Below are 11,835 nucleotides of genomic sequence, written 5' to 3'. Positions count from 1 at the left end.
TGCGGACGCAGGTGGTGCGGACGCCGCCTCATGAGGCCGTCTCCGGGGTCCGGTTCGGCGGCGGGCAGTCGCCGACGGACGTGATCATCCGTTCCAGCAGCGGCAGGCTCGGCAGTGTCGCCTTGGTGTCGTCGGCCGCCGAGGCGGGCGCCGGAATGCCCTGGTCCTCCAGGAACCGGTACAGCTCGGTGCTGGTCGCCTTGCCGCTGGAGTCCAGGACGCGGAAGCCCAACTCCATCGCCCGGCGCTGGAGTTGCTCATCACTGGCGAGCAGTTCTCCGAGCCGGTCGCCCTTGGGGGTGAGCGCGATGTACTCGGGCTCGGTCAGGAACTGGGTCGAGGGATAGAGCAGCACCCGCTGCGAGTCGGGTTTTCCGGTCTGCTGCCGCTGCCGTATCTGATAGGCGAAGTACTGGTGCTCGTACACCACCACGATCGGGGCGAGGCCCTTTCCTTCGGGCACCTCGTACGTCTTGAACATCTGCTCCGAGGGAAGCCCCTGGGACACCAGGGTCGGCTTGATCATCCGGGCCACCCGGTCCGCCGCCGCGTTGTCCGTCGGGACGGAGTTCCCGTTCTCGACGAAGGCGACCAGCCCCAGATACGTCCCGGCGTGGTTGGCCTCGCAGATGTTCGAGGTCTGGGCCAGGATCCGGTTGCCGTTCGTGGTCCGGTGCTTCTCGATGCCGATATCGCTCCATTTCTTCCCGCCCGCGCTCAGCCCGATGAACCTCTTCATATTGAGGGTGTAGTAGAGCGGGCTCTTCTCGTCCGCGGCCATGCCCTGCCGTGGCCTGGCGAGACCGTTGTCCCGCAGGGTTTCGGCGTATTCGCGGTAGGTGGCGAGGACGATGGGGCTGACGAAGGCCGAGTGCCCCTTGGCGTACGCGTTCTTGCGCTTGCGGTCATTCTTGATCATGTCCGCCGCGGGCTGGCCGGACGGAAAGGCGAAGTCGTAGCCGTCGAAGCCGGTGGTGGCGATGTCCCGGGAACCCATACGGGTGATGTGCACCCGGATGCCGTGTTTCATCAGGATGCGCTGGACCTTCTCGTCCTCGAAGAACTCCGACTTGGAGGCGATCTTGCCTTCGAGGGTGGTGACCCCGTCGAAGGGGAGCAGCAGATGCCCTCCCGCGGTGAGCGCCAGCAGCCCGGCCACGGGGAAGGCGAGCGCGGTCACCAGCGAGCGGAGGGCGCGGCCCCGCAGGGGGAGGCGTCGCGAGGGGCCACGGATGCTTAAACGTGGCTCCTCCGCGTTGGATCTTTCGGCGGTCACCGGCTCCTCCTGCCTGGGAAAGGGGAAAGATCCTTTCCTTTGGCCTTGGCGGATGCGTGAATTCCATAGGGATGAGGGCCGAATTCACCGTGGCCGCTCCAGGGAGGTGGTGGCGCGAGGTGGTGGGAGGCGGCGCGAGGTGGCGGGCGGTGGCCGGAGGCGTCGCGAGGTGGCGGGCGGTGGTGGGCGGTGACGGGCACCGGGCGGTGCCGGGCGCTCGGTTAACGCCGCAGAGCGGCACTTCTCGGCCAGCTTCGGTCCGTACCTGTAAGTGATCTCTTCCGGAGACGAACCTGTGGGCGTCAACGTCCTTGATCCCCCGTCACGGAAGGATCTGCCTCATGTGGTACCGACGGATCAGACGGACCGCGGCGCACGGAGCCGGAGCGCGCGGCGCCCGCGCCCTCGCGGCCGGATGCGTCCTGGCCGCCCTCGGGCTGGCGGCGGGCCCCGCTCCCGGCGCCCTGGCCGCCCCCACGGACCGCCCCCCAACGGCCGTGGCCTCCCCGGCTCCTGACGCCACGGCCCACACCGTCACCCTGGTCACCGGTGAGCGCGTCACGCTCGGCGCGGACGGGAGCGTCGTTGTGGCGCCGCGGCCGGGAGCCGAGGCGGACTATGTCACCCGCCGCTCGGACAACGATGTCTTCGTCGTTCCGCTGACCGCGCTGCCGTATCTGGGGCGCACCCTGGACCCCGCGCTGTTCAATGTCTCCGCCCTCGCCGAGGCCGGGGTGACCACCACCCCGGTACGGGTCGAGGCCAAGGGAGGTGCCACGGCGCCGCGTTCGGGTCCCGCCTTCGGCGCGGCGCTGGCGAAGCAGGCCGGCGCCGAGGCGGCGGAGGGCTCCGTGGGCGACGGCCCGCTGTTCGGCGGCGTCACCTCCGTCGTACCGGCGGTCGCCACGGCTGGTGGGCAGGCCCCCTCGCGCCCGCCCGCGCGGGCGGACCACCCGGTGGCGGACCACACGCGGGCGGACCACCCGGTGAAGGTCACCGTGCTCGGTACGGACGGCAAGCCCCTCCCGGGCACCACGCCGTTCGCCCTGGCCAACGTCGATGACGCCGCCCGCTACCGGGAGCCGTCCCTCCAGGCCGTTGACGGCGAGGCGAAGGCCGAGGTGCCCGCGGGCCGCTACAGCGCCATGGTCTCCGCCCCGGCCTTCGACAGCGCGGGCGAGTCGACCGGCATCCGCATGGCCACCGCCGAGTTCACCGTCCCCGACGGCGCCACCGGGACCGATGTCGTGCTCGACCTGCGCAAGGCCACCGAGCGGGTCACCTTCTCGACTCCGCGGCCGGCCGAGGAGCACCAGCTGATCCTCCACTATCTGCGCGATGACACCAAGGGCGAGGTGGCGGTCAACGGCGGCGTCGGTGTGTCCAGCGGCGCGCCCGTCTACGTACAGCCCTCCAACCGCCCCGTCACCACCGGCGATCTGCGCTTCAACGTCTACACCCACCGCAAGGCGCCCGCGGACGCGGCCACGCCCTACTCCTACGACCTCAAGTTGGCCAACCCCGCCGGTGTGATCGCGAAGAACCAGCACTACGAGGTCACCGCGCGCCAACTGACCACCGTGCGGACCAACTACCACAGCGATACGCCGGGCCGTGCCCAAGAGGTCGCACACCTGATGTATCTGCCGTACGAATCGAGCGGCGAGGCGCTGTCCGAGCCGTTCAAGACACCGGCGCGGCGGATCGAGTACGTGGGCGGCTCACCCGGCGCCTCCTACCAAGGCTGGCTCAAGGCCGGGGAGCGGCGCTTCGTGTCCGAGAAGCAGACCCTCCGGCCCGGCCGGACCACCACGGTCGACTGGCTGCGCGGCCCGCTGGCCCCGGGCTTCACCGAGCCCGCGCCGGGCGCCGCCGCGGACGAGACGTGGTACTGCGCGGCGTGCCGCAAGGGCGACGCCCTCACCTTCTCCCTGAGCACGGTCATGGACTCCGCCGGTCACCACGCCCTCGCGCTGCCGTCCGACATCACCTCCTCACACTTCGCGGTGGTCTCGGGCGACACGACCCTGTACGAGGGCGACGGCGTCTCCGGTGGCGTCCTGACCGTGCCGCCGCGCAAGGCCCCGTACACGGTGGTGTACGACCAGACCAGGACGAACGGCGAGTTCCACCAGTCGCTGACCACGCACACCGAGTGGACCTTCGCCTCGGGCCACTCGGGCGCCCAGTCCGTGCCGGACAACTGGACGTGCGTATCGGAGGCGGGCGAGTACGACGGGCCCGCCGAGTGCTCGGCGCTGCCGGTCGTCGTCCCGCACTACCGGCTGGACGCCGCGCCGGACGGCACCAGCCCGGCCGGTGACGACCATCTCGTCGTCGGCTTCGGGCACGTACCGGGCGGGGCGGCCGCGCCCGCGGTCACCAAGGCGAGGGTCGAGGTGTCCTTCGACGGCGGCGAGCGGTGGACGGCGGCGGCCGTCACGGCGCTCGGCAAGGGGCGGTTCCGCGCGGACTGGACCACACCGGACGCCGCGGCGGGCCGGGACGCGTCGCTGCGCGTCACCGGGGGCGACGCGGACGGCAACAGTGTGGTGCAGACGGTGAAGAGCGCGTTCACGGTGGCCGCGGCCCGCGGTTAGGACGCCTGCGGCGGGCCGTTCCCCTCCCCGCCCCTTCCCGAAACCGGGGCTCCGCCCCAGACCCCGGCCCGGGGCTCCGCCCCTGGCCCCGGCTCGGGGGCTTTGCGCCTGGCCTCGGCTCGGGGGCTTTGCGCCTGACCTCGGCTCGGGGGCTCTGCCCCAGGCCCCGGCTCGGGGCTTTGCGCCTGGCCTCGGCTCGGGGGCTTCGCCCCTGGCTCGGCTCGGCGTTTTGCGTCTGGCCTCGGCCCTGGGCTTTGCCCCTGGCCCCGGACTGGGGCTCCGCCCCTGACCTCGGCTCGGGGCTTTGCGTCTGGCCTTGGCTCAGGCTCTGCCCCAGGCCTCGGCTTGGGGGTTCTGCCCCTGGTCTCGGCGCGGGGGCTCCGCCCCTGACCCCGGCTCGGGAGCTCTGCCCCAGGCCCCGGCTCAGGGCTTTGCGTCTGGCCTCGGCTTGGGGGTTCTGCCCCAGGCCCCGGCTCGGGGCTTTGCCCCTGCCCCCGGGCCCGGGCTTCGCCCTCGACCCCGAAACCGGGGCTCCGCCCCTGCCCGTGGCATCGGTATGCGGCTCCGCCGCGCGGTGGGGCTCCGCCCCAGACCCGGGGGTCCAGGGGCGGAGCCCCCCACGCGGCGGAGCCCCCCACGCGGCGGAGCCGCATATCGTCAGGTGTCGGGAAGGGGCGGGGAGGGGAACAGCCCGCCGCAGGCGGCACGATCCGCCGGGCGCCGCGTGACCCGAGCCGTTCGCGTGACCCGAGCCGTCTGCGTGGCCCGAGCCGTCCGCGTGACCCGAGCCTTCCGTCGCCCACCGGGCGGTCACCGTGGGAACGGCCGGGCGGTCAGCCCGAATCGTCCTTCGCCCACCGCGCGGTCACCGTGCCGATGGCCGCCACCGCGTTCCGGAGCTGTCCGTCGCTCGCGCGCACCGACCGCGCGAACTCGATGTGCAGGAACGGCACATGTTCGGTGGCGGCCCTGCGGCCCTGGACGTTGTCGCGCCCCTCCAGGGGGCAGTCGCGGACCCAGGCGCGGCAGACGGAGAAGTGCCGTGCGGTCAGGGCGGCCGCGAGGCGGCGGGCGTCCGGGCGGCCCGCCCGGCCCTTGCCGGTGGAGGCGACGACGTCCCGGCCCGGCGCGGAGTCGTCGGCGAAACCGTGGATCTGGACGCCGGGCAGCCCGCGCCGGGCGAGCTCGTCGCAGACCGCGTCGAAGACCGAGTCCGTGCGGTGGGCGGCGTCGGCGGCATCGTCGTCCCCGGCCCTGCGGTGGGCGCCCGCGAGCACCAGGACGCCGCCGGGGGAGTCCAGGAGCACGCGCGCGCCGAGCCGTTCGGTGTCCGCGTCGGAGACCGGGTGCGGCACCTGGACCGACCAGCGGACGGGCGCGGAGAGGTCCACATAGACCCGGGCCCAGCCGCGCGGGCCGGGCCCGTCCCCGGTGCGGTCGGAGAACTCGGAGAGCTCGGCGTAGCGGTGGCCGGTGCCGGTGTCGGTGAGCGTACGGAGCCGGAAGCCGACGTCGGCGAGGAGCGGGCGGGCGCGGTCCGGGTGTCCGTCGAGGATCAGGCCCACCGCGTCGGCGACGTCCCGGCGTTCGGCGCGGCGCGGCTCCCGGTAGTCGCCGTCGGGGGCGAGCCCGGCGGCGAAGTCGGTGATCCTTCGCTCCAGCGGGACCTCGGGGGCCCGTGCGCCGTCCGACGTTCGGCCGTTGTCGTCTCCGGACGACCGGGCGATCATATACGTGCTCAATGCCGCCATGAGCAGGCCGAATGCGACCGTGACGGCCGCCACGGTGATCGCCTTCGCTCGTACCTTCGCCATGACCGCCTCATCGTAACCACCCGTTTTACAAGGGCATATCGGGATGAGACGGGCGAAGAATGACCTCTGGGTGAACGACCGGCAAAGAATGCAAGACCGCCGTTTGCCCAGCCTTGATTGAGACCAAACGGGTTTTCTCGTTTTTTCTTTAAGATGTGCAACCCTTTGATCCGTCTGGCTGTCTGACGGTCCGGATCGCACTCGAGTGCGCTCTGTGTGGTGTGAGTTGCATGAGAGGAGCCCATCCGTGGCCGCTTCGCGTTCGAAGCGGCGGCACAAGGTCCGCCGAAGGGCCGACATGTCGCTTGTGGGAGGTATTCGTCCCCCCATCGCCGTGCTGTCGGTTCTGCTTCTCTCCCTCGCGGGAATCACCGCCCTCACCCTGGGCAAACCGGATAACGCCCTGGTCCCCAAGGCGGTCCTGACCTCGCAGCAGTACGTCGCCGAGGACGGCGCCATCGCGCTGCGGGCGTCGCTCGACGAGTCGGTCACCGACCTCACCGGCACGGCGACCCTCTTCAACGAGGGCAAACCGGTCTCCGCCGACACCGTCCTGGACAAGGTCGGTGAGGTCTACCAGAAGTGGCGCGGCACCGCCGTCATCGAGATCAAGTCGGGCAAGATGCTCGCCGCCCGCGGCGAGAACGTCCCGCTGGCCGCGATCGATCTCAGCAAGCTCTCCCGCAGTGACGGGCTGGCCCCGCGCATGGTGCGGCTGGAGAACGGCCAGACCCGGCTGATCATCCCCGCCCTGCTGTCCTGGAAGGGTCAGCCGCAGCAACTGCTCGTCGCCTCCAGCACCCTCAGCTTCCCCGGCGTCGACCTCGGTCCGGGCCGCGCCATCGGGGTCGTCGACTCCACCGGCCGGCTGCTCTCCAGCCACGGCGCCCTGGACACCGAGCGGTCCAAGAAGCAGCTCGCCTCCTTCGCCGAGACCGCCGCGCGCAAGGGCCGGCAGCACCCCATCAAGGCCAAGGAGCCCGGCGCGGGCGGCTACACCGGCGTCAGCGGCCACCTCACCGGGGACGCCGCCGAGGACGTCCGCACCGTCGGCGGCTACGCCACGCTCACCCCGCCCCAGCCCGGTGAGCCCACCACCGCCAGCAGCCTCGGGCTGACCGTCGTCACCGGGGTCGACGCCTCCGCCAAGGTCTCCCAGATCACCCGCCCCGCCTTCGGCGTGGCCGCCGCCGGCGCCCTGCTGCTCATCGGCGGGCTCGCGGTGATGGTGCTGCTGGGCACCGTGCAGCGCCCGCTGATCCGGCTGTTCCTGGAGAGCCGCCGCCTCACCCGCGGCGACCTCGCCCGCCCGGTGAGCGTGCCCAGGGCCGGCGAGGCCGCCCGGGTGGGCGCCGCCCTCGAACGGCTGCGCCGGCAGCTCCAGGGCGAGCCCGCCGATGTCGAGGGCCCGGCCGTGCGCAAGGGCCTGGGCGCCCGCGCCCTGCTCGCGGTCTGCGCCGTCCTGCTGCTCGTCTGGTCGGTCCCGCTGATGCTGGTGCTCAACCGCGCCGACTCCTCCGTCAAGGTCCCGGCCCAGATCGTCCACGACCAGAAGTCCCGCACCGTCACCCTCAGCGACCGGGTCCGCCGCGCGCTCAACGAGGGCCACGCCGACCTGTCCGCGGTCGCCGCCCTGATCGGGGACCGCACCACGCCCGAGGACATGAAGAAGGTCCTGGAGCGCACCATGCAGGACCACGACCGCTACCAGTCGATGTACGTCCTCGGCGAGGACGGCGAGATCCTCGCGCGGGCCGGTGACGGCCCGCACCACGAGGACGGAAAGGCGCCCTCGAAGCAGGCCATCGAGGTGACCGGCGAGGGCGGTAAGAAGCCCGTGGTCACCGCCACCGCCCAGGCGCCCGGCCGGGGCGGCGCCGCCGTCGTCGGCGAGTTCCGCATCGAGTTCGTCAACGCGCTGCTGGGCCGCCAGGGCATGGGCGAGGTCCGCGTCGTGGACGCCAAGGGCCGGACCATCGGCGGCGACTCCGGCTATATCGCCTTCGAGAAGGCGCCCTCGTACATGAGCTCGCTGCTCGCCACCAAGGAGGCGAACGCCACCGTCCAGCGCGGCGGCACCGTACGGGTCGCGGCCGTCGCGCCGTTCAGCGGCGGCGGCGCGGCCAAGTCGCTCCAGTGGAGGCTGGCCAGCTGGCAGCCCGCCTCGGGCCTGGCGATCCCCGAGTACAGCCTGCAGAACCGGACCGTGCTGGCCGGACTGCTGGGGCTGACCGCCGCGGCCGCCTGTCTGGGCTGGCTGCACATCGTCGTCGTACGGCCGCTGCGCGCCCTGGCCGGACAGGCCGAGGCGCTGGCCGCGGGCGACCGCAAGACCGTGCTGTTCCCACGCCACCACGACGAGGTCGGCGCCGTGGTCCGCAGCCTGGAGTTGATCCGGCAGCAGCTCCAGGGGCAGCCCCGCAAACGGGACGGCGGCAGCCGGACCCCCGCCGGCGTCGGAAGGAACTGAGGACCCACCGTGCTCTTCCTCTACACCGTGCTCGTGGTGTGCGAGGCCGTTCTGCTGATCGCCGGCATCGTCGAACAGCGGCGGCACCAGACCAACCTCGATGTGATCCCCACCCGGGTCCTGGTCAACGGCATCCGCGGCAAGTCCTCCATCACCCGGCTGTGCGCGGGCGCCCTGCGCGGCGGCGGGCTGACCACCGTGGCCAAGACCACCGGTACGGCGGCCCGCTTCATCCACCCCGACGCCACCGAGGAGCCCGTCTACCGCAAGTTCGGCATCGCCAACGTGGTCGAGCAGATCGGCATCGTGCGCCGCGCCGCCGCCTACAACCCGGAGGCGCTCGTCATCGAGTGCATGGCGGTCATGCCGGCGCTCCAGGAGATCAACCAGTCCAAGCTGATCCGCTCCACCATCGGCGTGCTCTGCAACGTCCGCGAGGACCACCTCGCCGAGATGGGCCCCACGCTGGACGACGTGGCGCGCTCGCTGTGCCGGTCCATGCCGGAGAACGGCATATGCGTCACCGCCGAGCAGGACCGTTTCCACATCCTCCAGGAGGAGGCGGACGCCCGGAACTGCCAGTTGATCTACGCCGACCCCACCACGGTCAGCGACGAGGAGCTGCGCGGCTTCAGCTGGTTCACCTTCAAGGAGAACGTGGCCATCGCGCTCACCGTCGCCGAGCTGGTGGGCGTCGACCGCGCGACCGCCCTCCAGGGCATGTACGACGCCCCGCCGGACCCCGGTGTGCTCTCCGTCGAGCGGTACGCCACCGAGGACGGCAAGAAGCTGCGCTTCGCCAACGTCTTCGCGGCCAACGACCCCGAGTCGACGCTGATGAACATCAACCAGCTGCTCGACCTCGGCGCCATCCACCGCCCGCTCAACGTGGTCATCAACTGCCGCCCCGACCGGGTCGAGCGCAATGGCCAGATGGGCGAGATCATCCCCGATCTCGACCCCGAGCAGGTCTTCGTCATCGGCCACCCGGCCAAGTCCGCCATCGACGCCATCCCGGCCCAGTACCGGGACCGCGCGGTCGACCTCGGCGGCGACCGCCGGGATCCCGAGGAGTTCATGGCCGAGCTGCTCGGCCGCCTCGGCCCCGACTCCTCCCTGGTCGCCATCGGCAACATCCACGGCCAGGGCGAGATCCTCCTGGAGCACCTCGCCGAGCTGCCGCCCGACGAGAGCGCCGATGACACCGCGGAGGCACCGGCGGCACCGGCGGAGCCGGCGGAGTCGGCGCCCGGCGAGGGTCACGTCGAGTACGTGGACACGGTCCAGCTGTACGCGCCCCGCCTGGATCCCTACCAGGGCTACCCGGAGGCGTACGAGACCCGGTACGCCCCGGTGCACGTACCCGCTCAGCGCACCCCCGAGCGGCCGTACCCGCGGCCGGCACCCGACGAGGGCTCCCGGGAGCCCTGGCCCGCCGCCGTACCGGCCCCCGACGCCCCGCGGCCCCGCGGCCTGTTCGAGCCGCGGGTCCCGCCCGCCCCGCCCGCCGACGACTCCCAGCAGTGGCAGAACCCAGGAGAGCAGCACCGTTGATCCCCTCCGTCCTCACCCCTGAGATCGCCGCCATCGGCATCGCGATCGGGCTGCTCTTCTCACTGGTCTGCTACCTGACCACCAACCTCTCGCCCGGCGGCATGATCACCCCCGGCTGGCTGGCGCTGACCCTCGTCGAGGATCTCCAGCGGGCCGCGATGGTCGTCGGCGTCACCGTGCTCACCTACGTGGGCACGCTGCTGATGCAGAAGTACGTGATCCTCTACGGCAAGCGGCTCTTCGCCGCGGTCGTGCTGCTCGGCGTGACCCTCCAGGCGACCGTGATGATCATCCTGTCGATCGAGTTCCCGCTGATGTACGCGAACCAGACCCTCGGCTTCATCGTCCCCGGCCTGATCGCCTACCAGCTGGTCCGCCAGCCCCGGGGGGCCACCCTGCTGTCCACCGGGTCGGTGACGCTGATGGCCTATGTCGTCCTCACCACCGGAATCCTCCTCGGCGTCATGCCGTCCGCCTGACCCACCACCGGAGCCGATCCCATGCCACTGAAGAAGAAACGCCCCGTACTGCACGCCGTCACCGTGCTCGCGCTGCTCGGCGCCAGCGGCTATCTGACCGTGGAGCTCAGGAAGGACGAGCAGGACAAGACGCCCGCCACCCAGGCCGTCGTCGACGAGCCGAACCTGGAGAACGGCACCGGCCAGCAGAGCGGCAAGCAGACCTGGGAGCGGCTGAAGAACCCCGCCCGCACCATCCTGCGCGGCGGCAACGGCCAGATCCTCGCCACCTTCACCGACCGCGCCCGCACCGCCACCCTGCGCGGCCCCTCCCGCACCTTCAGCGAGCCCGCCAACACCAAGTCCAAGGTGATCAGCGAGGACTGGGTGCGGCTGATGCCGGAGCCGTGGGCCGAGGGCGCCGAGAAGGAGCAGTGGTTCAAGGACTGGTTCAAGGAGAACTACGGCAGCAAGAAGGAGGACCTCTTCGCCATCGCCTTCCAGTACGTGACGGGCGCGCAGGTCAAGAAGGACGCCCAGGGCATCCCGTACGCGGGCGACGCGGTCTTCGGGCCGTTCAAACCGGACGGCGTGGACCGGCTGGAGCAGAACGACTTCTACGACTACCTCGGCATCTCCTACACCTTCCGCGACGGCACCACGCTGGCCGCGCGCAAGGAGCGCTACCGGGCGCTGGACTGCTCCGGCTTCATCCGCATGGTCATGGGCTACCGCGCCCGCTACCCCCTGATGGCGAGCAACGCCATCGGCGACGGCCTGCCGCGCACCGCCAACGGCATGGCCCGCTCCAAGGTCGGCGTCGATATCATCAAGATCCAGGGCCCCGGCCCCTGGTACACCCGGCCCACCAACATCGATGTTCTCCAACCCGGTGACCTGCTGTTCTTCAAGATGGATCACCGCACCGGCGACCATATGGACCATGTCGCCCTCTATCTGGGGCTGGACACCGACGGCCACCGCGTGTTCGTCTCCAGCCGCAAGGAGCAGAACGGCCCCACCATCGGCGACAACGGCGGTGTCTCCCGGATCGACGGCAACGGCTTCTACGCCGGGCTCTTCCGCAGCGCCAAGCGCCTCTGAGGGCCCAGGAGGGTAAAATCGGGCTAAATCAGGACAAAAATTTTACCCGCGGCGCTAGGCTTTAACGGCTCGTTTCCTTGTAGCGTTCGTGTTTGTGCGGGTAGGTTCTGCGGCATGACCGCATCCCAGACTCCGACCACTGCCGAGGAGCTGCGCGGTGTCGGCCTGCGGGTGACGGCCGCCCGTGTCGCCTTGCTGGAGACCGTCCGGGACGGTGATCACCTCGGGGTCGAGGCGATCGCCTCCGGGGTACGCGACCGGGTCGGCCACATCTCCCTCCAGGCCGTGTACGAGGCCCTTCACGCGCTGACGGCGGCGGGCCTCGTACGCCGCATCGAACCGGCCGGCAACCCGGCCCGGTTCGAGGGACGCGTCGGGGACAACCACCACCACGTCGTATGCCGGTCGTGTGGTGCCGTCGCCGATGTCGACTGCGCCGCCGGTGAGGCACCCTGCCTCACCGCGTCCGATGACCACGGCTTCTCGGTCGACGAGGCCGAGGTCATCTACTGGGGCCAGTGCCCCGACTGTTCCACCGCCACCAGTTCCTGAGCACCAT

8 protein-coding genes are annotated in these 11,835 nt (G+C 71.3%); 6 read left to right on the top strand and 2 right to left on the bottom strand.

Features of this window, described 5'->3' with window-relative positions; all coding sequences use genetic code 11:
- Positions 1 to 28: 28 nt before the first annotated feature.
- On the bottom strand, positions 29 to 1,276 hold the full coding sequence (locus tag JK364_RS07770) for a hypothetical protein (protein ID WP_307841179.1): 1,248 nt from the start codon (positions 1,274 to 1,276) through the stop codon (positions 29 to 31).
- Between the two features lie 341 nt (positions 1,277 to 1,617).
- Between JK364_RS07770 and JK364_RS07765 the strand changes: the two genes are divergently transcribed.
- Positions 1,618 to 3,876, top strand: coding sequence for a hypothetical protein (locus JK364_RS07765; RefSeq protein WP_201848694.1), 2,259 nt, complete (start codon positions 1,618 to 1,620; stop codon positions 3,874 to 3,876).
- 833 nt (positions 3,877 to 4,709) lie between these two features.
- On the opposite strand, the gene JK364_RS07760 is transcribed toward JK364_RS07765, so the two are convergent.
- Positions 4,710 to 5,690, bottom strand: coding sequence for a hypothetical protein (locus tag JK364_RS07760; RefSeq protein WP_201848692.1), 981 nt, complete (start codon positions 5,688 to 5,690; stop codon positions 4,710 to 4,712).
- A gap of 298 nt (positions 5,691 to 5,988) precedes the next feature.
- On the opposite strand from JK364_RS07760, the gene JK364_RS07755 reads away from it, so the two are divergent.
- The 5 genes from JK364_RS07755 to JK364_RS07735 all read left to right on the top strand — a co-directional run bounded on the left by JK364_RS07755 (position 5,989) and on the right by JK364_RS07735 (position 11,828).
- Positions 5,989 to 8,160, top strand: a complete 2,172-nt coding sequence (locus tag JK364_RS07755) for a HAMP domain-containing protein (RefSeq protein ID WP_201848690.1) — start codon at positions 5,989 to 5,991, stop codon at positions 8,158 to 8,160.
- A 9-nt stretch (positions 8,161 to 8,169) separates the two neighbouring features.
- Positions 8,170 to 9,714, top strand: a complete 1,545-nt coding sequence (gene pgsB, locus JK364_RS07750; protein WP_201848688.1) for a poly-gamma-glutamate synthase PgsB — start codon at positions 8,170 to 8,172, stop codon at positions 9,712 to 9,714.
- Positions 9,711 to 10,193, top strand: a complete 483-nt coding sequence (locus tag JK364_RS07745; RefSeq protein WP_201848686.1) for a poly-gamma-glutamate biosynthesis protein PgsC/CapC — start codon at positions 9,711 to 9,713, stop codon at positions 10,191 to 10,193. The genes pgsB and JK364_RS07745 overlap by 4 nt, the downstream gene beginning before the upstream one ends.
- 21 nt (positions 10,194 to 10,214) lie before the next feature.
- The gene (locus tag JK364_RS07740; RefSeq protein ID WP_201848684.1) at positions 10,215 to 11,276 is read left to right on the top strand and encodes an NlpC/P60 family protein; all 1,062 of its coding nucleotides are present in this window, start codon (positions 10,215 to 10,217) and stop codon (positions 11,274 to 11,276) included.
- A 114-nt stretch (positions 11,277 to 11,390) separates the two neighbouring features.
- Positions 11,391 to 11,828, top strand: a complete 438-nt coding sequence (locus JK364_RS07735) for a Fur family transcriptional regulator (protein ID WP_044568303.1) — start codon at positions 11,391 to 11,393, stop codon at positions 11,826 to 11,828.
- Positions 11,829 to 11,835 lie beyond the last annotated feature (7 nt).

Origin of the sequence: Streptomyces endocoffeicus, assembly GCF_016741935.1 — a bacterium.
Taxonomy (GTDB): domain Bacteria; phylum Actinomycetota; class Actinomycetes; order Streptomycetales; family Streptomycetaceae; genus Streptomyces; species Streptomyces endocoffeicus.
This window is presented reverse-complemented; position numbering and strand designations above follow the sequence as displayed.